Consider the following 21,541-nt stretch of genomic DNA (forward strand, 5'->3'; position numbering starts at 1 on the left):
CCGGGGCGAACCGCCCACACGCGCCCGCGCAGACCGCCCACGCATCCCCGCGCAGACCGCCCACGCATCCCCGGGCGAACCGCCCGCGCGCCCCCGGCGAACGGCTGAGGCAAGCCCACCCCCGGCCGGTGCCCTCTTGACCGGACAGGCGTTCGGCACCACGATCCGGCCATGACGCATCCGGCCATGACGCAGCGGGTCACCCTGGTCGCGGCGGCGCGCACCTCGCCGCGCCTGGCCGAGCGCTTCGACGACGACCGGCCGCTCGACCATGCGGGCTGGTACGAGGTGCAGCGCGTCGCCCACACCCTGGCTCCGCTCGGGGCGGCCGAACTGCGGTACTGCTCACCGAGCCCGCGCAGCCGCGCCACCGCCGACGCGCTGGGCTACGCCCCGATGGCCCAGCCCGCCCTGCGCGACTGCGACATGGGCCGCTGGCGCGGCGCGACCCTGGCCGAGGTGGCCGCCCGGGAACCGGCCGCCGTCGACGCCTGGTTCGCGGACCCGGGCGGCGCCCCGCACGGCGGGGAATCGCTCCTGGCCTTCATCGGGCGGATCGGGAGCTGGCTGGACACCCGCCCGGTCTGCGACGGCTTCATCGTCGCGGTCGCGGAACCCGCCGTGATCCGGGCGGCCCTGGTCTACGCGCTGAACGTGCCGCCGACCGCGTACTGGAACGTGGACGTCCGCCCGCTCTCCACCATCACGCTCGCCGGCTCCCCCGGCCGCTGGAGCCTCAGCCTGGAGTCCGGCCTCCGCTGACCTCCGCAGAACCCGCTCTTCCCTCCGGCCCGACCGGTCGGTACGTTGCGGGGGCACCGATCCCGCACCGTACCGAGGGAGCCCCATGGCACAGGTCCACGGCCACTGCGACGACCGGTTCGCCCCGGTCCGGGAGGCCTTCGAGGAGAACTTCACGGACCGCGGCGAACTCGGCGCCGCCGTCACCGTCCTCCTCGACGGCCGTCCCGTCGTGGACCTCTGGGGCGGCTGGGCCGACGAGGCCCGCACCCGCCCCTGGGAGCGGGACACCCTGGTCAACGTCTGGTCCACCGGCAAGGGCCCCACCGCCCTCTGCGCCCACCTCCTCGCGGACCGGGGCCTGCTCGACCTGGACGCCCCCGTGGCCACGTACTGGCCGGAGTTCGCGGCGGGCGGCAAGGAGGCCGTCCTCGTACGCCACCTCCTCTCGCACCGCTCCGGGGTCGCCGGCATCGACGTACCGCACACGCTGGACGACCTGTACGACTGGGAGCTGACCTGCGCCCGGCTCGCCGCCACCGCTCCCTGGTGGGAGCCGGGGACCCGGTCCGGCTACCACGCGATCTCGTACGGATTCCTCGTTGGCGAGGTGGTCCGCCGGGTCGGCGGGATGCTGCCGGGGGAGTACCTGCGGCAGGAGATCACCGGACCGCTCGGCATCGACTTCACCTTCGGCCTCCCGGAGAAGGAGACCCACCGGCTCGCCGAACTCGTCCAGGAGCGCGCCGACCGTGCCGCCCAGGCCGCGCTGCTGGCCCGGATGGAACCGGTGGCCGTCGCCTCCCTGCTCAACCCGCCCACCGGCCGGGCCGTCGCCAACACGCCCGGGTGGCGCGCAGCCGAGATTCCCGCCGCCAACGGCCACGGCACCGCCCGCGCGGTCGCCGCGCTCTACGGGATCCTCGCCGGACGCGGCGCCCTCGACGGCCGCCGGATCCTCTCCGAGCAGGCCGTCGAACGCGTCCGCGAGAGCCAGGGCGCCTGCCGCGACCTGGTCCTCGGTGACGCCTTCGCCCATGAGACGGAGATCGCGCTCGGCCTCTGGCTGAGCGGCCGCAACCGCTCCTACGGGCCCAACCCGCGGGCGATGGGCCACGACGGCGCGGGCGGCTCCTGCGGACTGGCCGACCCGGAAGCGGGCATCGCCCTCGGGTACGTCATGAACCGGATGGGTTCGGGCGTGGCCGACGACCCGCGGAAGACGGCCCTGGTGGACGCGGTGTACGCGGCCCTCGGGGACGCCGCCCGGGGATGATCGGAACGCGACATTCCACACCGCCGACCCAACCCGGGTTTCACCTGCGGTTGCCAGGAATGTGAGGATGTCACCATGACAACCAAGGTCTACTTCGACATCACCATCGACGACGCGCCCGCAGGGCGGATCACGTTCAACCTGTTCGACGACGTCGTCCCCAAGACGACGGAGAACTTCCGCGCGCTCGCCACCGGCGAGAAGGGCTTCGGCTACGCCGGCTCGTCCTTCCACCGCGTCATCACGGACTTCATGCTCCAGGGCGGCGACTTCACCCGCGGCGACGGCACCGGCGGCAAGAGCATCTACGGCGAGAAGTTCGCCGACGAGAACTTCAAGCTCAAGCACGACCGCGTGGGCCTGCTCTCGATGGCCAACGCCGGCCCGAACACCAACGGCTCGCAGTTCTTCATCACCACGGTCCTCACCCCGTGGCTGGACGGCAAGCACGTGGTCTTCGGCGAGGTCGCCGACGACGACAGCATGGCCCTGGTCCGCAAGATCGAGGCGCTCGGCTCCTCCAGCGGCCGCACCCGCGGCAAGGTCACCATCGCCGAGTCCGGCGTTCTCTGACCGAAGCGCGAGCCTTCGGGCCCGTACGCAGGGAAGCCGCGAGCCTCAGTGCCCATACGCACGGAGGCCGCGAGCCCCCGTACCCGTACACACGGAAGCCCGGCCGACGCGATGGCGTCGGCCGGGCCTCCCGTTTCTCTACGGCTCTCCTGGCCGGCTGCGGTCAGTTCGACCGGGCGGCCCGCTCCGCGTTGCGCTCCTTGATGCGGGCGGCCTCCTTGCGGACCTCCGCCTGGGTCGCCCGCTCCTTCTGGAGCCACTCGGGCATCTCGGCCTTGAGGGCGTTGATCTGCTCGGTGGTGAGGGCGTCGGTGACCCCGCCGCGGGCCAGCCCCGCGATGGAGATGCCGAGCTTCGCGGCGACGACGGGACGGGGGTGCGGCCCGGTGCGGCGCAGCTCGACGAGCCAGGCGGGCGGGTCGGTCTGGAGGGCGTTCAGCTCGGTGCGGGAGACGGCACCCTCCTGGAACTCGGCGGGGGTGGCCTGGAGGTACACACCCAGCTTCTTCGCCGCGGTGGCGGGCTTCATGGTCTGGGCGGTCTTGTGCGACGTCATGGGTCCAGGGTATCGACCACAGGACATACCTCCGACCACGGACCGGTAGCCTGAACCCGTGACAGGCTCGGACACACCCTCATCCTTCCGGCTCGCGTACGTACCCGGCGTGACGCCCACCAAGTGGGTGAGGGTCTGGCACGAGCGGCTGCCCGGCACCCCGCTGGAACTGGTCCAGGTCCCCCCGGCCGACGCGGGCCGGCTGCTGGCGGACGGCGGTGCGGAGGCCGGACTCGTACGGCTCCCGGTCGACCGGGACATCCTCAGCGCGATCCCCCTCTACACCGAGACGACGGTCGTGGTGATCCCCAAGGACCACGCCGCCACGGCCGCGGAGGAGGTCACGCTCCCCGACCTGGCCGACGAGATCGTCCTGCACCCGCTCGACGACGTCCTGGACTGGGAGACCCTCCCCGGCCGCCCCGCGATCGAACGCCCGGCCACCACGGCGGACGCGATCGAGCTGGTGGCGGCGGGCGTGGGCGTCCTCCTGGTCCCGCAGTCCCTGGCCCGCCTGCACCACCGCAAGGACCTCACCTACCGCCCGGTCCCGGAGGCCCCCGAGTCCCGCGTCGCCCTGTCGTGGCCGCAGGAGGAGCCCACGCCCGATCTGGTGGAGGAGTTCATCGGCATCGTCCGGGGGCGCACGGTCAACAGCACCCGGGGCCGCGCGGCCCAGCAGCCGACGGCGAAGACCAAGCCCCAGCCGAAGCGCTCCGGCAAGCCGGCCCCCGGCGGAAAGCAGCAGGGCAAGCAGACCGCCAAGCAGCCCGGCTCCGGCCGCCGCGCGGGCGCCCCCAAGGGCGGCAGGACGGCAGGCAAGCGCGGGAAGCCGCGAGGGCGGTAGCAGGCCCTCTCCTGCCCCTGGCTTCACCGCTTCCTGGCGCCCCGTCGGTCATCCGCCGGCACCCCGTTGGTCATCCACTGTCCCGCCGCCGACCGTCCCATCCGTCCCGGCGTCCCGTTGGCCGGATCCCACGGACGGCGTCCCAGCAGGCCAGAGCACCGGGATGTCCCGGGATCGAGCCATTTCCCGGAAGCCGTGGTGGCGGCCGTGCTCCCTCGTGCAGGGTTGTCGACAGCCGGCCGGTGCGGTCGGCTCCGTACATGGGAGGGGAACAACATGCGCGCCATGACGAGGACACTGGTGAGTGCCGCCACCGCCGTGGGCATCGCGGCCGGAACGCTCGCGGGGGCGGGTGCGAGCTTCGCCGCGACGCCGGCTCAGCAGGCACCGGCGGTCAGCGCCCAGCAGGTCGCGCCGCTCGCGGTCGTCAACCTCGGCCTGAGCAACGCACAGGCCAAGGAGGTGCAGCGCTGGCTCAAGCGCTCCTGGGGTTACACCGGCACGATCGACGGCCAGCTGGGGACCAACAGCTGGAAGGCCTTCCAGCGGTTCCTGAAGTCGGCCGCCGGCTACAACGATTCCATCGACGGGATCGTCGGCCCCAACACGATCAAGGCGCTGCAGTACTGGCTGAAGCGGGCGTACGGCTACACCGGCGCCATCGACGGCATCGCCGGTCCGGGCACTCAGGCGGCGTTCAAGCGGTTCGCCGACGCCCGCTGATCCTGGGAGCGGGCCCCGGGTGAGGCGCTCCGCCCAGTGGTGAGGAACACGGCACGGTCTTCGGCCCCCGGGGGAGCGGACCGTGCCGTGTTCCCCTACGGAGGGGCCGTTACTCGCTGGCCACCCGGTGACGGGGTCCCTAGGCTGCCCCCATGGCCACCGCGAGAACCTCGTACGTCTGCCTCGCCTGCCGGGCGTCGTACAAGCAGCCCTACGACCGGACGAGGCAGCGGAGTTGCCCGCGCTGCGCGGAGCCGCTGATCCACGCGGGCTCGGCGTTCGCCCCGCCCCGCCGACGGGACACGGCGGCCTGGCGGACGCTCACCGTGCTGCTGAACGCCGGCGTCGGCTTCCACAAGAGCTGCTGCGGTGGCCCCGGTTACCGCCCCCGGACACTGCGGGAGGTCCGTGAACGGATGACGTACGCCGAGCGCAGCGGCGAACCGGTCGCCAGGGCCCTGGTGCGCTACGACGTGTCCTGACGTTGCGTCAGTTCTTCACGGCCTCGACGATCCGCCGGGCCGCCTCGGCGGGCGTCAGACACGTGGTGTCGATGACCTCGGCGTCGGCGTGCAGCCAGGTGCGAGCCGCCTCGGCGTACGGCTCCAGGTGCTTGAGGCGGAACGCGGAAGGGCCCATGTCCGGGTCGCCCTCGATCCGGCCGCGCAGCGTGTCCTGGTCGGCGGGGAGGACGAAGTGCCTTACGGGGATGGAGTGTTGGGCGAGGCCCGCGCTGATCTCCCGCCAGTACTCCTCGACCAGGACGGTCATGGGCATCACCAAGGTGCCGCCGGTGTAGTCGAGTACGCGGCGGGCGGTCTCGACCACGAGCGGCCGCCACGGCGGCCAGTGCTGGAAGTTGCCCAGGGCGGGCAGCCCGGGCCTGATGTCCATGAGCGCTTCCCCGACCTTCTCGGCGTCGAACACGCGTGATCCGGCAGAATTTGCTGCACGAGCGCGCTGGTCGTCGTCTTGCCCGCGCCATGGGTGCCGTTCAGCCATACGATCATGTGCCTCAGGGTAGCGGCGGGGGCACCCTGTCCGATGCCGAGCCGGGATCAGAAGAACCAGCCGGGATCAGAAGAACCACACGACGAGCCGCACATGCTCCGCCCCATGGAGTTCCCCGAGCGTGCGCATCACCGTCCAGACCGGCCCCCAGCCGCTCCGCTCCCCGGCGACCGACTCCCGGCTCCGGGCCCCGGAGCCGTCCGTCTCCCGCCAGTCGGCGGAGGCGAGTTCGGCCCAGGTGATCCAGGTCGTGCCATGGGTGTCGGGGGATCCGTCGTACGCGGCGTAGTCGGCCCGCAGCGCCTCGGACGCGTCGCCCGGGAATCCGCGTCCCTCGGCCAGGGGGCGGAAGCCGAACGAATTCCGGACGCCGAAGAGGCAGGCGAGCGCGGTGTAGGCGTTGCCGTTGTTGAGGAGGAAGAGGTCGATGGCGCCCTGCCACCCGGAATCCTCGTCGTCAGGACCCCAGAGGCGCGCACCCGGCCGGCACTCGATCATCCCGGCGAATTCCGTGGACATGGGAGACATGCTGCCCCTGCGCCCCCTGCCCCGGCATCTGGATTTCGGGAGCGGGCGTACGGGATGGGGGCACGGCCGGAGAGGCGCACCCGGCCCGACGCCCGACAGGCCCTGCCCGGGCGTTCGCGCGCCACTGCCCCGAGCCGGCCGGTACGTCGGAATGCGCGACTGAGCGTCAAGCCCGGGGACGATCGCCGCCTGAGGCGCTCACCCCGCTACCGAGCAGGCCCGGCCGTCGCTGCCGCGCCAGGTCTCGACAAGGTGGACATCGATGTAACGGACGAGGGTCAGCGGGTCCTTGGGAGCGTCGGCCTCGAAGGTGACGCGGCGCAGGAGGCCGACGCTGTCGAGTGCGATGCCCTCGCGGGCGAGGACGAAGACGAGGGCGAGGAAGGCTGACCGGGCGTTGCCGTCGTCGAAGGGGTGGAAGAAGCAGATGTCGAGATAGGACCGGGCCGCGCGGGCGGTCAGGCCGAGGGGGTGGCCGGTGTCCGCGGCGCTCTCGGCCAGGCACGCGTCGAGAAGGGCGGGTGTCTCCGGCCCGATGCCGTAGCGCTCCCGGCCCGCCTTCGCGAAGGCGGGCGACCTGCGGAACGGTGGGGGTTCCGGGGTGCCCAGGACGTGCTGCTGCCAGCTGCTGAGCAGCGTGTGGTCGAGCCGCGCTCCGCGTGCCGCGTCGGCCCGGAGCAGCTTCAGGGCGGCGAGCATGCCCTCCGCGCGGGCCGGGGCGATGGCGCCGTCGAAGGCGCGGATGTCCTCGGCCGCGCCGTCGCGGACAGGCACCACCGGCCCGTCCGCACCGCTGTCCGGGATCTCGTGCCACGGGACCGATCCGCGTACCGCGAGCCAGCGCCGCAAGTGGTCCGGAACCGGCGCGTCCGAGCGCGTACCGCCGCCGTCCGGCCGCAGGGACAGCGCGAGTCGCTCCGCGACGTCGTCGACCACCGCCGTGTCCGGGCCGGTCCAGCTGTGGAACCGCCCGTCGACCGCCGCGTCGACCAGGCCTCGTGCCGCCTCGGGGGCGACCCCCCAATGGCTGAGGAACCACGTGAGCACCTGGCGGCAGTGGCCGTGCCAGCCGCTGCCGCACCCGGTCCGGTCGACGACCTGCAGGATCAGGTTCCGGGCCGTGCACTCCCACAAGGGCCGCTGGTCTTCGAGGTCATCCGGATCCAGCGGGTAGGCCTCGAACCAGTCGGCAAGGCACTCCAGCCACCCGCGCCACTCGCGCAGAGCCGCGACGACCCGGGTGAGCGTCTCCTCCGGAGTGGTGATCGAGTCCCTCGGGCAGCACCAGCTCCCCACCGGCCCGCCGTCGAAATCCCCCTCGTCGTGCGCCCAGCGCCACCCGACGGCCCAGCGGCCGTAGCGCTGGACCAGGGCGTACGACATGGCATCGGCCCAGGACCCGGCCTCACCGTGACTCCTCTCGCTCATCGCCCGGTCACCGAAGGGGATGTCCGGGCGGACGGGCACACACCGGGCCGGACCGAGCGAGCGCACCGACTCCTCCACGGTCGTGTCGTCGAACGCGTGGCGGGCGGGGTCCACGTCGTCCCAGCTCAGGAAACGGGGCGCCAGGTCAACGATCATCGCGCGATCCTGCCGTCCGTTCGACGCCGGTTCAAGTTCTTTCCCCCGGCTCGGGAGCCCGATGGGCCCTGCCGCCGCCTCCGGCGCCCGGCCACCGGCACCCCACGTCGACAGCCCACCCTCGATTGCATAAAACTGCAGCACTGCGTATAGTCATGCCATCAACGAGGAGGGTTCCGATGGTGGTACGCGCAGCGGTCGCAGGAGCGAGCGGATACGCCGGTGGTGAGCTGCTGCGACTTCTGCTCGCGCACCCCGGGGTCGAGATCGGGGCGCTCACCGGGCACTCCAACGCGGGCCAGACCCTCGGCTCGCTCCAGCCGCATCTGCGGCTGCTGGCCGACCGGGTGCTGGAGCCCACCACCGCCGAGGTGCTCGCCGGGCACGACGTCGTCTTCCTGGCGCTCCCGCACGGGCAGTCCGCCGCCGTCGCCGAGCAACTCGGGGACGAGGTGCTCGTGGTCGACATGGGGGCCGACTTCCGGCTCAAGGACGCGGGGGACTGGGAGACGTTCTACGGGTCCCCGCACGCCGGGACCTGGCCCTACGGGCTGCCCGAGCTGCCGGGCGGGCGGGACGCGCTCGCCGGGGTGAAGCGGATCGCCGTGCCGGGGTGCTATCCGACCGCCGTCTCGCTCGCGCTCTTCCCGGCGTACGAGGCCGGTATCGCCGAGCCGGAGGCCGTCGTCGTCGCCGCGTCCGGGACCTCCGGGGCAGGCAAGGCGGCCAAGCCGCATCTGCTCGGCTCCGAGGTGATGGGCAATATGACCCCGTACGGCGTCGGCGGCGGCCACCGCCACACGCCCGAGATGATCCAGAACCTCAGCGCCGCCGCCGGCCGGCCGGTCACCGTCTCCTTCACGCCCACCCTCGCCCCCATGGCGCGCGGCATCCTCGCCACGTGCAGCGCGAAGGCCACGCCGGGCGTGAGCGCGGAGGGCCTGCGGGCGGTGTACGAGAAGGCGTTCGCGGACGAGCCGTTCGTCGACCTCCTGCCCGAGGGGCAGTGGCCCGCCACGGCCTCCGTGTACGGCTCCAACGCCGTCCAGGTCCAGGTCGCGTACGACCCCGCCGCCGGGCGGATCGTCGTCGTCGCGGCCATCGACAACCTCGCCAAGGGCACCGCGGGCGGCGCCCTCCAGAGCATGAACATCGCCCTCGGGCTCCCCGAGGGCACAGGTCTCTCGACGATCGGAGTCGCACCGTGAGCGTCGAGCGCGCAGCCGCCGGGCTGCCGAGGGCCACGAAAGCCGCGCCGCAGCGCCGCGCGGTCGGAGAAGCGAACAAGGAGATGCAGTGAGCGTCACGGCAGCACAGGGATTCTCGGCGGCGGGCGTCGCCGCGGGGATCAAGGAGAGCGGTAACCCGGACCTGGCCCTCGTGGTCAACCACGGGCCGCGTCGCGCCGCCGCGGGCGTCTTCACCTCCAACCGCGTCAAGGCCGCTCCCGTGCTCTGGTCGGAGCAGGTCCTCAAGGGCGGCGCGGTCACCGCCGTCGTCCTCAACTCCGGTGGCGCCAACGCCTGTACGGGCCCCAAGGGGTTCCAGGACACCCACGCCACGGCCGAGAAGGTGGCCGAGGTGCTGGAGGGCCACAGCGCGGGCGAGGTCGCCGTCGCCTCCACCGGGCTCATCGGCATCCTGCTCCCCATGGACAAGCTCCTCCCGGGCATCGAGCAGGCCGCCGCCGCCCTCAGCGAGCACGGCGGCGAGAAGGCCGCCATCGCCATCAAGACCACCGACACCGTCCACAAGACCGCCGTCGCGGGCGGCGACGGCTGGACCGTCGGCGGCATGGCCAAGGGCGCCGGAATGCTCGCCCCGGGCCTCGCCACCATGCTCGTCGTCCTCACCACCGACGCCGACGTGCCCGCCCCGCAGCTGGACGCCGCCCTCCGCGAGGCCACCCGGACCACCTTCGACCGGGTCGACTCCGACGGCTGCATGTCCACCAACGACACCGTGCTGCTCCTCGCCTCCGGCGCCAGCGGCATCACCCCGGAGCAGGAGGCGTTCGCCGAGGCCGTACGGGCCGTCTGCGACGACCTCGCCCGGCAGCTCATCGGGGACGCCGAGGGCGCCTCCAAGGACATCCGGATCGAGGTGATCAACGCGGCCACCGAGGACGACGCCGTCGAGGTCGGCCGGTCCATCGCCCGTAACAACCTCCTCAAGTGCGCCATCCACGGCGAGGATCCCAACTGGGGCCGTGTCCTCTCCGCGATCGGCACGACGCAGGCGGCCTTCGAGCCGGACCAGCTCAACGTCGCCATCAACGACGTCTGGGTCTGCAAGAACGGCGGTGTGGGCGAGGACCGCGACCTCGTCGACATGCGCTACCGGGAGGTCAGGATCACCGCCGACCTCGCCGCCGGTACCGAGTCCGCCGTCATCTGGGCCAACGACCTCACCGCGGACTACGTCCACGAGAACAGCGCGTACAGCTCATGACGACGGCGCGGAAGCACACCGCACTCCCGAAGGCGCAGACCCTCATCGAGGCGCTGCCCTGGCTGACCCGGCACCACGGCAAGACCGTCGTCATCAAGTTCGGCGGCAACGCCATGATCGACGAGGAGCTGAAGGCCGCGTTCGCCCAGGACGTCGTCTTCCTGCGCCACGCCGGCCTCAAGCCCGTCGTCGTGCACGGCGGCGGGCCCCAGATCAGCGCCCAGCTCGACAAACAGGGCCTGGTCAGCGAGTTCAAGGCCGGGCTGCGCGTCACCACGCCCGAGGCGATGGACGTCGTACGGATGGTCCTCGCCGGACAGGTCCAGCGCGAACTGGTCGGCCTCCTCAACCAGCACGGCCCCCTCGCCGTCGGCATGACCGGCGAGGACGCCCACACCATCACCGCCACCCAGCACCGGCCCACCATCGACGGCGAGTCCGTCGACATCGGCCGGGTCGGGGAGATCACCGCCATCGACACCGGGGCCATCCAGGCGCTCCTGGACGACGGCCGCATCCCGGTCGTCTCCTCCATCGCCCGCTCCGCCGACGACCACCACGTCTACAACGTCAACGCCGACACCGCGGCCGCCGCGCTCGCCGCGGCCCTGAACGCCGAGACGCTGATGGTCCTCACGGACGTCGAGGGGCTGTACGAGGACTGGCCCAACAGCGACGACGTGATCAGCCGGCTCACCGCGAGCGAGCTGGAGAAGCTGCTGCCCGAGCTGTCCAGCGGCATGGTCCCCAAGATGCAGGGCTGCCTCCACGCCGTACGCAACGGCGTCGAGACCGCCCGCGTCATCGACGGCCGGGTGCAGCACTCGATCCTGCTGGAGATCTTCACCGACGAGGGCATCGGCACGATGGTCGTGCCCGACGCTCCCATCGCCGTACACACAGGGCCTGAACAGTTCGAACTGGGGGAATCATGACGACCGGCACCGGAACCGGAACCGAGGCCGCGGGACTCACCGCGCGCTGGCAGGGCGTGCTGATGGACAACTACGGCACCCCCCGGCTGCCCCTCGTCCGTGGCGAGGGCGCCCATGTCTGGGACGAGGACGGCACCCGCTACCTCGACTTCGTCGGCGGCATCGCGGTCAACGCCCTCGGCCACGCGCACCCGGCCGTCGTCGAGGCCGTCTCCACCCAGGTGGCCTCCCTCGGCCATGTGTCGAACCTCTTCATCGCGGAGCCGCCGGTCGCCCTCGCGGAGCGGCTGCTCCAGCTCTTCGGCCGCCAGGGCCGGGTCTTCTTCGCCAACTCCGGCGCGGAGGCCAACGAAGCCGCGTTCAAGATCGGCCGGCTGACCGGGCGCACCCACCTGGTCGCCACCGACGGGGGCTTCCACGGCCGGACGATGGGCGCCCTCGCGCTGACCGGCCAGCCGGGGAAGCAGGAGCCGTTCCGGCCGCTCCCCGGTGATGTCACCCATGTCCCCTACGGGGACGTGGACGCCCTGCGCGCGGCCGTCACCACCGACACCGCCCTGGTGATCATCGAGCCGGTCCAGGGCGAGAACGGGGTCGTCGTCCCGCCCAAGGGCTACCTGGAGGCCGCCCGCGAGATCACCCGCGCCACCGGCACGCTCCTCGTCCTGGACGAGGTGCAGACCGGGATCGGGCGCTGCGGCCAGTGGTTCGAGCACCAGGCCCACCAGGGCGTCGAGCCGGACATCGTCACCCTCGCCAAGGGGCTCGGCGGCGGGCTGCCGATCGGCGCGACCGTCGCCTTCGGCCCGGCCGCCGACCTGCTGAAGCCCGGCCACCATGGCACCACCTTCGGCGGCAACCCGGTCGCCTGCGCCGCCGGACTCGCCGTCCTGGACACCCTCGCGGCCGACGGCGTGCTCGACCAGGTCAAGCGGCTCGGGGAGAAGATCCGCGACGGCGTGGAGGCGCTGGGACACCCGCTGGTCTCCCATGTCCGCGGGAGCGGCCTGCTGCTGGGTATCGTGCTCACCGGACCCCTCGCACCGCAGGTGCAGCAGGCGGCCCAGGGAGCCGGCCTCCTGGTGAACGCGCCCGCCCCCGATGTCGTACGGCTCATGCCGCCGCTGATCATCGGTGACGCGGAGGTGGACGCGTTCCTGGAGATCCTGCCGGGCGCTCTCGACGCGGCACACGGGGACGGACGATCCGGAGCATGACCCTCCGGAGAATGAGGCGACGACGATGACCGAGGCGCAGGAGACCGAGCACGGCGGACCGTCCGTGCCGCAGACCCGCACCGCCCGCCACCGCCGGATCGTGGACATCCTGAACCGGCAGCCGGTCCGCTCGCAGAGCCAGCTGGCCAAGCTCCTCGCCGACGACGGGCTGAGCGTCACCCAGGCGACGCTCTCCCGCGACCTCGACGAGCTGGGCGCGGTCAAGATCCGCAACACCGGCGGCGAGCTGATCTACGCGGTGCCCAGCGAGGGCGGCTTCCGCACCCCGCAGGCCCCGCTCGGCGGCTCGGCCAAGGAGGAGCGGATGCGCCGGCTCTCGGCCGAACTGCTCATCTCGGCCGAGGCCTCGGCCAACCTGGTGGTGCTCCGCACGCCGCCGGGCGCCGCCCAGTTCCTCGCCTCGGCCATCGACCAGGCCGAACTGCACGACATCCTCGGCACCATCGCGGGCGACGACACGCTGATGCTCATCAGTCGCGACCCCCACGGTGGCCAGGCCCTCGCCGACCATCTGCTGAGGCTCGCTCAGAACGACCGCTGAGCCGCCCCGTTCAGTACCGCGTGATCGCGGTCGGGCCCGACGAGGTCCCGACCGCGATGTGCGGCCGCCGCTCCGGCCGCACCCAGGCCAGGATCTCCGCCATGGCCTCCGCCGGGACCGAGACACAACCCGCCGTCGCCCCGCGCCCGTTCACGTGCAGGAAGATCCCGGCGCCCCGGCCGCGTACCGGACGGTCGTAGTTGAAACCGATCACCAGCGCGCGGGCGTACTGCGTCCCGTACGTGACCAGCTGCTCGGCCTCGTCCGCCCGGCAGTGGTCCGGCCGGGGCTCCACCCAGCGGTTGTACGCGCGCGAGGCGTTGTCCTGGCACCACCACGAGTCGTCGTTCACCTTGCGGTACGGATACCGCGTCCCCGCCGGGGCGTCCTCGATGCCGAACGCGTACGGCAGGTCGTACAGCCCCGTCGGCGTGGTGCTGGTGCCCTGCTCCCGGCTCGCCCCCTCGGCCAGCCCGTTCGCCCCGAACCGCGCGGGGGCCGAGCCCTTCTCCACCCACCGGCCCCCGCGCCGCTCCCACCAGGTCACCGTGCCGGTGGTCGAGCCGGTGTCGGGGGCCTCGGCCGTGATCAGCTGCGAACCACCGCCGGTGTCCGCCAGCCGGTACGGGAGCGGCGGCGGGGTGTCGGCGGGCGCGGCCCCGAGGGAGCCGGTGGCCAGGGCGAGGAGGACGGCGAGGGTCAGCAGAGGTCGGCGCATGTCCGGACCGTACGGCGGCCGGAGCCGACGCCCCACTGGACCTGCTCCGTACGGCTCAGTGCGGCCATTCGCGGGCGATACACCCGTATGCACCGCCCTGACCTGCTGCTTTGACAAAGCATACGGACCACTGCATAGTTATACCCATCAGTGATTGCACCGTAAGGAGAAACCCGTGACCGAGCGCGTCGTACTCGCCTACTCGGGCGGCCTGGACACCTCCGTCGCCATCGGCTGGATCGCCGAGGAGACGGGCGCCGAGGTCATCGCCGTTGCCGTGGACGTCGGCCAGGGCGGCGAGGACCTGGACGTCATCCGCAAGCGCGCGCTCGCCTGCGGTGCCGTCGAAGCCGAGGTCGCGGATGCCAAGGACGAGTTCGCCGAGGAGTACTGCCTCCCGGCGATCAAGGCCAACGCCCTCTACATGGACCGCTATCCGCTGGTCTCGGCGCTCTCCCGGCCGACCATCGTCAAGCACCTCGTCGCCGCCGCCAAGAAGCACAACGCCGGGATCGTGGCCCACGGCTGCACCGGCAAGGGCAACGACCAGGTCCGCTTCGAGGCCGGTATCTCCGCGCTCGGCCCCGACCTCAAGTGCATCGCCCCGGTCCGGGACTACGCGATGACCCGGGACAAGGCCATCGCCTTCTGCGAGGAGAAGAACCTCCCGATCGCCACCACCAAGAAGTCCCCGTACTCCATCGACCAGAACGTCTTCGGACGGGCCGTCGAGACGGGCTTCCTGGAGGACATCTGGAACGCGCCGATCGAGGACATCTACGAGTACACCTCCAACCCCGCCACCCCGCGCGAGGCCGACGAGGTCGTCATCTCCTTCAAGGAGGGCGTCCCGGTCGCCATCGACGGCCGGCCCGTCACCGTCCTCCAGGCGATCCAGCAGCTCAACGAGCGGGCCGGCGCCCAGGGCATCGGCCGGATCGACATGGTCGAGGACCGGCTCGTGGGCATCAAGTCCCGTGAGGTGTACGAGGCGCCCGGCGCGATCGCGCTGATCACCGCCCACCAGGAGCTGGAGAACGTCACCGTCGAGCGCGAGCTGGCCCGCTACAAGCGGCAGGTCGAGCAGCGGTGGGGCGAGATGGTCTACGACGGCCTCTGGTTCTCCCCGCTCAAGCGGGCCCTGGACGGCTTCATCAACGAGGCCAACCAGCACGTCACCGGCGACATCCGGATGACCCTGCACGCGGGCCGCGCCGTCGTCACCGGCCGGAGGTCCGAGGAGTCGCTCTACGACTTCAACCTCGCCACCTACGACTCGGGCGACACCTTCGACCAGTCCAAGGCGCAGGGCTTCATCGAGATCTTCGGCCTCTCCTCGAAGATCGCCGCAAAGCGTGATCTGCAGGCATAGCCTGACGCGTACCTCGCCCGACCCCTTCTCGTTGTACAGCCGCCTCCCCGTCGTCACGTGGCAGGGAGGCGGCCGCATATCCGCACCTTGGCCCCACGCCTTTGCCTTTTGAGGAGCACGCAGTGAGCAGCAACAACGGTGACGTCCGGCTCTGGGGCGCGCGTTTCGCCGACGGACCGGCCGAGGCGCTGGCCAACCTGTCCGCCTCCGTCCACTTCGACTGGCGGCTCGCCCCGTACGACATCGCCGGCTCCCGCGCCCACGCCCGCGTCCTGAACAAGGCGGGCCTGCTCACCGAGGACGAGCTGAACCGGATGCTCGCCGGGCTCGACCAGCTCGAAGCCGATGTCGCGGACGGCTCCTTCACCGGGACCATCGCGGACGAGGACGTCCACACCGCGCTGGAGCGCGGGCTCCTGGAGCGGCTCGGCCCCGACCTCGGCGGCAAGCTGCGCGCCGGGCGGTCCCGGAACGACCAGATCGCCACGCTCTTCCGGATGTACCTGCGCGACCACGCCCGGATCATCGGCGGCCTGATCGCGGACCTCCAGGGCGCCCTGGTCGGTCTCGCGGAGGCCCACCCGGACGTGGCGATGCCCGGCCGCACCCACCTCCAGCACGCCCAGCCGGTGCTCTTCGCCCACCATGTGCTCGCCCACGTCCAGTCCCTGTCCCGGGACGCCGAGCGGCTGCGCCAGTGGGACGAGCGCACGGCCGTCTCCCCGTACGGCTCCGGGGCGCTCGCCGGATCGTCGCTCGGGCTCGACCCCGAGGCGGTCGCCGCCGACCTCGGCTTCGAGCACGGTTCGGTCGGCAACTCCATCGACGGCACCGCCTCGCGGGACTTCGTCGCGGAGTTCGCGTTCATCACCGCGATGATCGGGGTCAACCTCTCCCGGATCGCCGAGGAGATCATCATCTGGAACACGAAGGAGTTCTCCTTCGTCACCCTCCACGACGCCTTCTCCACCGGCTCCTCGATCATGCCGCAGAAGAAGAACCCGGACATCGCGGAGCTGGCCCGGGGCAAGTCCGGCCGCCTCATCGGCAATCTGACCGGCCTCCTCGCCACCCTCAAGGCGCTCCCGCTCGCGTACAACCGGGACCTCCAGGAGGACAAGGAGCCCGTCTTCGACTCCTGCGACCAGCTCGAAGTCCTGCTCCCCGCCTTCACCGGCATGATGGCCACCCTCACCGTCAACCGCGAGCGCATGGAGGAGCTGGCCCCGGCCGGGTTCTCGCTCGCCACCGACATCGCGGAGTGGCTGGTCCGCCAGGGCGTGCCCTTCCGGGTCGCCCACGAGGTCGCGGGCGCCTGCGTCAAGGAGTGCGAGCAGCACGGCATCGAGCTGGACCAGCTCACCGACGAGCAGTTCGCGAAGATCTCCGAGCACCTCACCCCCGAGGTCCGCACGGTCCTCAACGTGCGCGGCGCCCTCGCCTCCCGCAGCGGCCGGGGCGGCACGGCCCCCTCCGCCGTCGCCGTACAGCTCGCCGAGGTGAAGAAGGACCTGGAGGCCCAGCAGGCCTGGGCCGGTGCCCGCCGGTAGGCCGGAGCGGGCCCGGCACCGTACGTACGGGGGTGGCGCCCCCGTACGTACGGTGCCGTCGCAGGTGTACGGAGAGGGGCGCGGGCTACGTTGACCGGGGTAGGAGTATCCGCAACCGACCCCGAGGAGCCCGCGATGCCCTTCACCGCCCTGGCCACCGCGACGACCCCGACCGCCCACATCGGACTGGGACTCGCAGCCGTCGGGAGGCCCGGATACATCAACCTCCACCGCGACGAGGACTTCCCCGACGGCCGGGACGTGGAGGCCCTGCGCGCCCGTACGCACGAACTGCTGGACGCGGCGTACGCGCAGGGCGTCCGGTACGTCGACACGGCCCGCTCCTACGGCCGCGCCGAGGAGTTCCTGGGTGAGTGGCTGGACGCCCGCCCCTCCTTCACCGACCTCGTCGTCGGCTCCAAATGGGGATACACCTACACCGGCGACTGGCGCACCGACGCCGGGACCCACGAGGTCAAGGACCACAGCCTCGCCACCTTCGAGCGCCAGCGCGCCGAGACCCGCGAACTCCTGGGCGACCGCCTCGACCTCTACCAGATCCACTCGCTGACCCCCGACAGCCCGGCCCTCGCGGACAAGGAACTCCACGAGCGCCTGGCCGCCCTCGCCGCCGAAGGGGTCGCCATCGGCTTCTCCACCAGCGGCCCCGCCCAGGCCGACGCCATCCGGGCCGCCCTCGCGCTCACGGTCGACGGCAACCCCCTCTTCCGTACCGTCCAGGCCACCTACAACGCCCTGGAGACCTCCGCCGCGCCCGCCCTGGCCGAGGCCCATGACGCCGGGCTCACCGTGATCGTCAAGGAGGGCATGGCCAACGGGCGGCTCGCCGGGGACGAGGCGCCCGCCGTGTTCCAGGAGATCGCCGCCGACGCGGGGGTGGGCGGCGACGCGGTGGCCCTGGCGCTCGTCCTGCACCAGCCCTGGGCCGGGGTCGTCCTCTCCGGCGCCGCCACCGCCACCCAGCTCGCCGGGAACCTGCACGCCCCCGTCGTCGGCCTGGACGAGGAGCAGCGGGCCCGGCTGGACGCCCTGGTGGAGGAGCCGGAGTCGTACTGGCGCCACCGCGCCGCCCTGCCCTGGCACTGAGCACGCGCGGCCCCGCCCGGCCCCAGGGGCTCGTCAGCCCGTCAGGACGACGAGCTCCTGGGTCGCCCGCGTCATCGCCACATACCGGTCCACCGCCCCCGCCACACCCGCCCCGAACGCCTCCGGCTCCACCAGCACCACCAGGTCGAACTCCAGCCCCTTCGACAGCTCCGGGGTCAGCGACCGCACCCGCGGCCGCCCCCGGAACCGGGGCGCGCCGATCACGCAGGCGGTCCCCTCCGCGTGCGCGGCCAGCCAGCCGTCCAGGACCGGTTCCAGGTCCGCCACCCGGCCCCGTACGACGGGCAGACCGCCCGACCGGACCGAGACCGGCACATTGGCGTCCGGGAGCACCGCCCGGATCACCGGCTCGGCCTCCGCCATGACCTCCTCCGGCGTCCGGTAGTTGACGGTGAGGGACGCGAGGGCCACCCGGTCGAGCCCGACCCGCTCCAGCCGCTCCCGCCAGGTTTCGGTGAACCCGTGCCGGGCCTGGGCGCGGTCCCCGACGACGGTGAAGCTCCGCGACGGGCAGCGCACCAGCAGCATCTGCCACTCGGCGTCGGTCAGCTCCTGCGCCTCGTCCACCACGATGTGCGCGAACGGGCCCGCCGACCGGTCCGGCGCCGCGTCCGTGGACGCCTCCGGATCGGCGAGGGAGTTTCGCAGGTCCTGGCCGTGCAGCATGACCAGAGCCCCCTCGCTGTCGGCGTCCGCGTCGGCCAGGGTCTCGTCCGCCAGCAGCGCGTCGATGACCTGGTCCATGCCCGCACGCTCGGCCGCCGCGGCCGCCTCCCGGCGGCGTCTGCGCCGCGACGCCTCCGGATCACCGAGCCGCTGCCGCGCCGCGTCCAGGACGGGCAGATCGGAGACCGTCCACGCCCGCGCCTCCGCGCGCTGCAACAGCCGGACCTCGTCGCGGCTCAGCCAGGGCGCGCACAGCCGCAGATACGCGGGGACCGACCAGAGGTCACCGACGAGATCGGCCGGATCCAGCAGCGGCCACGCCCGGTCGAAGGCCGCGAGCAGCTCCCGGTCCTGCCCCAGCGCCTTCCGGACCAGCTCGGGCGCGGCCTCGTCACCGTCGTACTTCTCCATGAGGAGCGTGAGCAGCTCCTCCCACACCTGGTCGCGCGCCTCGTTGTGCACGGCCCCGGGCCCGGGCGTCCCGAACGCCACCGCCCAGTCGGCGGCGGTCAGCCGGAGATCGCACCAGGGGGTCGGGACGGTCAGCGGCTCGGTGGGCGGCTCCTCGTAGAACCGCACGGCGGTCTCGACGGCCCGCACCAACTCCGCCGACGCCTTCAGCCGGGCCACCTCGGGGTCGGTCTCGGCCCCCGCCGTGGCCCCCTCGGGGACGAGGTCCCGCAGGACGCAGGTCTGCACGCCCTCCTCCCCGAGGCTCGGCAGCACATCCGCGACGTACCCGAGATAGGGCCGGGACGGGCCGACGAACAGGACGCCGCCCCGGCGGTGGGCGAGGCGCGGGTCGGCGTACAGGAGGTACGCGGAGCGGTGCAGGGCGACGACCGTCTTCCCCGTACCCGGTCCGCCGTCCACGACGAGCGTGCCCCGGGAACCCGCCCGGATGATGGCGTCCTGGTCGGCCTGGATGGTGCCGAGCACGTCCCGCATCCGCTCCGAGCGGTTGGCGCCGAGGCTCGCGATGAACGCCGACTGGTCGTCGAGCGCCGCATGTCCGACGAAGGCGTCCGGGGCGAACACCTCGTCCCAGTAGTCGCTGATCCGGCCGTCCGTCCAGCGGTAGCGGCGGCGGCTCGCCAGGCCCATCGGCCGGGCGTGGGTGGCGCCGAAGAACGGCTCGGCGGCGGGGGAGCGCCAGTCGACCAGCAGCCGGTGGCCCGTGCTGTCGGTGAGGCCGAGCCGGCCGACGTAGACGGGCGCGGAACCGTCCTCCGGGACCATGCGGCCGAGGCAGATGTCGAGCCCGAAGCGGCGCAGGGTGCGCAGCCGGGCCGTGAGCCGGTGAATCTCGGCGTCCCGGTCCATCGCCTGCCGGCCCGTGCCGCCGGGCGCCCGGCGTTCGGCGTCGAGACGGGCGGTCAGCTCGGCGACGGACTCCTCCAGGGTCCGGGCGACGGCCGCGAAGTGCTCCTCGTCGGCGGCGATCAGGGTGGGGCCGGCCTTGGGGGAGAGATGGTCGGGGAGGCGGAAGGCGCTGGAGAGCATGGTGGTGCGTTCCGTTCTGCTGGTCCTGGTCGGGCGGGGGTCTGCCGGGCGTACGGGACGGCTCAGCCGGTCGGCGTCGGCGCGCCGAACCACCGGGCCAGCCCGGCCGCCAGCCCCTCCTGGTCCTCGCCCGCACCTGCCCACGCAACATGGCCGTCGGGCCGCAACAGGACGGCGGGCACGCCGAGTTCATCGGCCGGTTCCGGCGCGTCGGCCACCTGGTCGACCCGGTCCGCCCACCCGGCCACCGAGAGCCGCCCGCCCCCGTCCCCGCTGCGGTCGGTTCCGTCGAGCAGCAGGCCACGGCCCTCACGCATCAGCTCGTAGAGGCGGCGGCCCCCTGCCAGCCGGACGTCCCGCAGGCGTCGGCCGAGCAGTTCATGGCCCTCACCGAGGTCGTAGCGGATGTCGACGGCGGTGATCATCCCGGTGACGTACGCGTTGACCTCCTCGAAGTCCATGAGCCGCGCGAGCAGTTCGCGCAGCGCGGTCGCCCCCGGACCGGTCCCCAGCAGCGTGATCTGCGCCCGGGTGTTCTCCAGCACCCGGGCGCCCACCGGGTGCCGTTCGGCGTGGTAGCTGTCCAACAGCCCTTCCGGCGCCCACCCGTTGACCTCGGCGGCCAGCTTCCAGCCGAGGTTGAACGCGTCCTGCACCCCGAGGTTGAGCCCCTGTCCGCCGGTCGGCGGGTGGATGTGCGCCGCGTCACCGGCCAGCAGCACCCGGCCCGCCCGGTACCGCTCGGCCTGCCGGGAGGCGTCCCCGAACCGGGAGAGCCAGCGGGGCGCGTGGACGCCGAAGTCGGTGCCCGCGACCGCCCGCAGCCGCTCCCTGAACTCCTCCAGGGTCGGCGCGCCCGCCCGCTCCTCGGAGACACCGTCGGCGGGCACGATGACGCGGTGCGTCCCGTCCCCGTTGGGGATGGTGCCGAACCGCAACTCCTTCTCGCGCACCTCCGCCACCACGGCGGCCACCACCTCGGGGTCCTCGGCCAGCTCCATGTCCCCGAGCAGCGTCTCGACCGTGGCGGGCTCACCGGGGAAGGCGATGCCCACCTCCTTGCGCACCAGGCTCCGTCCTCCGTCGCACCCGACGAGATAGCGCGAGCGCAGCCGCGTCCCGTCGGCCAGCCCGACGGTCACCGCCTCCTCCTCCTGGCCCACCGCGACCACCTCGTGGCCGGGCCGGATCTCGGCGCCCAGCTCGACGGCCCGCTCCCGGAGCAGCCGCTCGGTGACCGGCTGGAGGGTGGAGAGGCCGTACGGGTGGGCCGTGTCCAGCAGCTCCGGCCACGGCTTCTGGATCCCCCGAAGAACCCGCCGACCTGGAACTTCTCGCTCACCGCGAGGAACCGGTCCAGCAGCCCGCGCTGGTCCATCACCTCGACGCTGCGCACATGCAGTCCGCGCCCCCGGCTCTCCCGGGTCGGCTCGGCCAGCTTCTCCAGCACCACGGTCCGCACCCCGGCCAGCCGCAGTTCGCAGGCGAGCATCAGGCCCGTCGGCCCACCGCCGACGACGATTACGTCGATCATCACAGTTCCGCCCTTGTCGACGTCGAATTCCCGCAGCCGGTACTCCTGATCCCGGCTTCGGCCGTC

19 protein-coding genes and 2 pseudogenes are annotated in these 21,541 nt (G+C 72.6%); 14 read left to right on the forward strand and 7 right to left on the reverse strand.

Going from position 1 to position 21,541, the window contains the following annotated elements; translation table 11 throughout:
- Positions 1–186 precede the first annotated feature (186 nt).
- The 3 genes from DJ476_RS29195 to DJ476_RS29205 all read left to right on the forward strand — a co-directional run bounded on the left by DJ476_RS29195 (position 187) and on the right by DJ476_RS29205 (position 2,590).
- Positions 187–762, forward strand: a complete 576-nt coding sequence (locus DJ476_RS29195; RefSeq protein ID WP_112492656.1) for a histidine phosphatase family protein — start codon at positions 187–189, stop codon at positions 760–762.
- An 85-nt stretch (positions 763–847) separates the two neighbouring features.
- Entirely contained in the window at positions 848–2,017 is a 1,170-nt protein-coding gene (locus DJ476_RS29200) for a serine hydrolase domain-containing protein (protein WP_112491906.1), read from the forward strand.
- Positions 2,018–2,092: 75 nt separating this feature from the next.
- Positions 2,093–2,590, forward strand: a complete 498-nt coding sequence (locus DJ476_RS29205; RefSeq protein ID WP_103418351.1) for a peptidylprolyl isomerase — start codon at positions 2,093–2,095, stop codon at positions 2,588–2,590.
- Positions 2,591–2,753: 163 nt separating this feature from the next.
- On the opposite strand, the gene DJ476_RS29210 is transcribed toward DJ476_RS29205, so the two are convergent.
- A complete protein-coding gene (locus DJ476_RS29210) occupies positions 2,754–3,146 on the reverse strand; it encodes a DUF5997 family protein (RefSeq protein WP_112491907.1) in 393 nt (130 codons plus the stop codon).
- Positions 3,147–3,204: 58 nt separating this feature from the next.
- Between DJ476_RS29210 and DJ476_RS29215 the strand changes: the two genes are divergently transcribed.
- The 3 genes from DJ476_RS29215 (at position 3,205) to DJ476_RS29225 (ending at position 5,198) form a co-directional block, all read left to right on the forward strand.
- Positions 3,205–3,993, forward strand: a complete 789-nt coding sequence (locus DJ476_RS29215) for a LysR family transcriptional regulator substrate-binding protein (protein ID WP_103418350.1) — start codon at positions 3,205–3,207, stop codon at positions 3,991–3,993.
- Between the two features lie 276 nt (positions 3,994–4,269).
- Positions 4,270–4,716, forward strand: coding sequence for a peptidoglycan-binding domain-containing protein (locus tag DJ476_RS29220; RefSeq protein ID WP_084996328.1), 447 nt, complete (start codon positions 4,270–4,272; stop codon positions 4,714–4,716).
- Positions 4,717–4,868: 152 nt separating this feature from the next.
- Entirely contained in the window at positions 4,869–5,198 is a 330-nt protein-coding gene (locus DJ476_RS29225; protein ID WP_112491908.1) for a deoxyxylulose-5-phosphate synthase, read from the forward strand.
- 7 nt (positions 5,199–5,205) lie between these two features.
- Here DJ476_RS29225 and DJ476_RS29230 read toward each other — a convergent pair.
- From DJ476_RS29230 to DJ476_RS29240, 3 genes and pseudogenes are all read right to left on the reverse strand, one after another.
- Positions 5,206–5,726, reverse strand: a pseudogene (locus DJ476_RS29230) (ATP-binding protein).
- 67 nt (positions 5,727–5,793) lie between these two features.
- Positions 5,794–6,246 (reverse strand): hypothetical protein, encoded by a 453-nt coding sequence (locus DJ476_RS29235; RefSeq protein ID WP_112491909.1) that lies wholly within the window; start codon positions 6,244–6,246, stop codon positions 5,794–5,796.
- A gap of 207 nt (positions 6,247–6,453) precedes the next feature.
- Entirely contained in the window at positions 6,454–7,839 is a 1,386-nt protein-coding gene (locus tag DJ476_RS29240) for a Fic family protein (RefSeq protein ID WP_112491910.1), read from the reverse strand.
- 179 nt (positions 7,840–8,018) lie between these two features.
- Between DJ476_RS29240 and argC the strand changes: the two genes are divergently transcribed.
- The 5 genes from argC (at position 8,019) to DJ476_RS29265 (ending at position 13,004) form a co-directional block, all read left to right on the forward strand.
- Positions 8,019–9,047 (forward strand): N-acetyl-gamma-glutamyl-phosphate reductase, encoded by a 1,029-nt coding sequence (gene argC, locus DJ476_RS29245; protein ID WP_112491911.1) that lies wholly within the window; start codon positions 8,019–8,021, stop codon positions 9,045–9,047.
- 88 nt (positions 9,048–9,135) lie between these two features.
- Positions 9,136–10,290, forward strand: coding sequence for a bifunctional glutamate N-acetyltransferase/amino-acid acetyltransferase ArgJ (gene argJ / locus DJ476_RS29250; RefSeq protein WP_112491912.1), 1,155 nt, complete (start codon positions 9,136–9,138; stop codon positions 10,288–10,290).
- A complete protein-coding gene (argB, locus tag DJ476_RS29255) occupies positions 10,287–11,225 on the forward strand; it encodes an acetylglutamate kinase (RefSeq protein WP_112491913.1) in 939 nt (312 codons plus the stop codon). The genes argJ and argB overlap by 4 nt, the downstream gene beginning before the upstream one ends.
- On the forward strand, positions 11,222–12,442 hold the full coding sequence (locus DJ476_RS29260; RefSeq protein ID WP_112491914.1) for an acetylornithine transaminase: 1,221 nt from the start codon (positions 11,222–11,224) through the stop codon (positions 12,440–12,442). The genes argB and DJ476_RS29260 overlap by 4 nt, the downstream gene beginning before the upstream one ends.
- A 25-nt stretch (positions 12,443–12,467) precedes the next feature.
- Positions 12,468–13,004, forward strand: a complete 537-nt coding sequence (locus DJ476_RS29265) for an arginine repressor (protein ID WP_073769816.1) — start codon at positions 12,468–12,470, stop codon at positions 13,002–13,004.
- A gap of 10 nt (positions 13,005–13,014) precedes the next feature.
- Here the strand turns inward: DJ476_RS29265 and DJ476_RS29270 are convergent, their stop codons facing one another.
- A complete protein-coding gene (locus DJ476_RS29270) occupies positions 13,015–13,722 on the reverse strand; it encodes a L,D-transpeptidase family protein (protein WP_103418406.1) in 708 nt (235 codons plus the stop codon).
- A gap of 175 nt (positions 13,723–13,897) precedes the next feature.
- On the opposite strand from DJ476_RS29270, the gene DJ476_RS29275 reads away from it, so the two are divergent.
- The 3 genes from DJ476_RS29275 to DJ476_RS29285 all read left to right on the forward strand — a co-directional run bounded on the left by DJ476_RS29275 (position 13,898) and on the right by DJ476_RS29285 (position 17,751).
- The gene (locus DJ476_RS29275) at positions 13,898–15,094 is read left to right on the forward strand and encodes an argininosuccinate synthase (RefSeq protein WP_070204810.1); all 1,197 of its coding nucleotides are present in this window, start codon (positions 13,898–13,900) and stop codon (positions 15,092–15,094) included.
- A 122-nt stretch (positions 15,095–15,216) separates the two neighbouring features.
- Positions 15,217–16,644: an argininosuccinate lyase gene (gene argH / locus DJ476_RS29280; RefSeq protein WP_112491915.1), complete on the forward strand. Its 1,428-nt coding sequence runs from the start codon at positions 15,217–15,219 to the stop codon at positions 16,642–16,644.
- 135 nt (positions 16,645–16,779) lie between these two features.
- On the forward strand, positions 16,780–17,751 hold the full coding sequence (locus DJ476_RS29285; RefSeq protein WP_103418340.1) for an aldo/keto reductase: 972 nt from the start codon (positions 16,780–16,782) through the stop codon (positions 17,749–17,751).
- Positions 17,752–17,784: 33 nt separating this feature from the next.
- On the opposite strand, the gene helR is transcribed toward DJ476_RS29285, so the two are convergent.
- Both helR and DJ476_RS29295 read right to left on the reverse strand, forming a co-directional pair.
- Positions 17,785–19,941, reverse strand: coding sequence for an RNA polymerase recycling motor ATPase HelR (gene helR, locus DJ476_RS29290; protein ID WP_112491916.1), 2,157 nt, complete (start codon positions 19,939–19,941; stop codon positions 17,785–17,787).
- A gap of 62 nt (positions 19,942–20,003) precedes the next feature.
- Positions 20,004–21,475: pseudogene (locus DJ476_RS29295) on the reverse strand (FAD-dependent monooxygenase).
- Positions 21,476–21,541: the final 66 nt, after the last annotated feature.

Source organism: Streptomyces bacillaris (assembly GCF_003268675.1).
In the GTDB taxonomy this organism is placed as follows: domain Bacteria; phylum Actinomycetota; class Actinomycetes; order Streptomycetales; family Streptomycetaceae; genus Streptomyces; species Streptomyces bacillaris.

Coding starts and splice junctions, on each gene's coding strand:
- DJ476_RS29210 (WP_112491907.1), bottom strand. CDS start 3,146: ATGACGTCGCACAAGACCGCCCAGACCATGAAGCCCGCCACCGCGGCG.
- DJ476_RS29265 (WP_073769816.1), top strand. CDS start 12,468: ATGACCGAGGCGCAGGAGACCGAGCACGGCGGACCGTCCGTGCCGCAG.
- DJ476_RS29220 (WP_084996328.1), top strand. CDS start 4,270: ATGCGCGCCATGACGAGGACACTGGTGAGTGCCGCCACCGCCGTGGGC.
- argC (WP_112491911.1), top strand. CDS start 8,019: ATGGTGGTACGCGCAGCGGTCGCAGGAGCGAGCGGATACGCCGGTGGT.
- DJ476_RS29200 (WP_112491906.1), top strand. CDS start 848: ATGGCACAGGTCCACGGCCACTGCGACGACCGGTTCGCCCCGGTCCGG.
- DJ476_RS29235 (WP_112491909.1), bottom strand. CDS start 6,246: ATGTCCACGGAATTCGCCGGGATGATCGAGTGCCGGCCGGGTGCGCGC.
- DJ476_RS29285 (WP_103418340.1), top strand. CDS start 16,780: ATGCCCTTCACCGCCCTGGCCACCGCGACGACCCCGACCGCCCACATC.
- DJ476_RS29240 (WP_112491910.1), bottom strand. CDS start 7,839: ATGATCGTTGACCTGGCGCCCCGTTTCCTGAGCTGGGACGACGTGGAC.
- DJ476_RS29195 (WP_112492656.1), top strand. CDS start 187: ATGACGCAGCGGGTCACCCTGGTCGCGGCGGCGCGCACCTCGCCGCGC.
- DJ476_RS29205 (WP_103418351.1), top strand. CDS start 2,093: ATGACAACCAAGGTCTACTTCGACATCACCATCGACGACGCGCCCGCA.
- DJ476_RS29260 (WP_112491914.1), top strand. CDS start 11,222: ATGACGACCGGCACCGGAACCGGAACCGAGGCCGCGGGACTCACCGCG.
- DJ476_RS29225 (WP_112491908.1), top strand. CDS start 4,869: ATGGCCACCGCGAGAACCTCGTACGTCTGCCTCGCCTGCCGGGCGTCG.
- helR (WP_112491916.1), bottom strand. CDS start 19,941: ATGCTCTCCAGCGCCTTCCGCCTCCCCGACCATCTCTCCCCCAAGGCC.
- argB (WP_112491913.1), top strand. CDS start 10,287: ATGACGACGGCGCGGAAGCACACCGCACTCCCGAAGGCGCAGACCCTC.
- DJ476_RS29270 (WP_103418406.1), bottom strand. CDS start 13,722: ATGCGCCGACCTCTGCTGACCCTCGCCGTCCTCCTCGCCCTGGCCACC.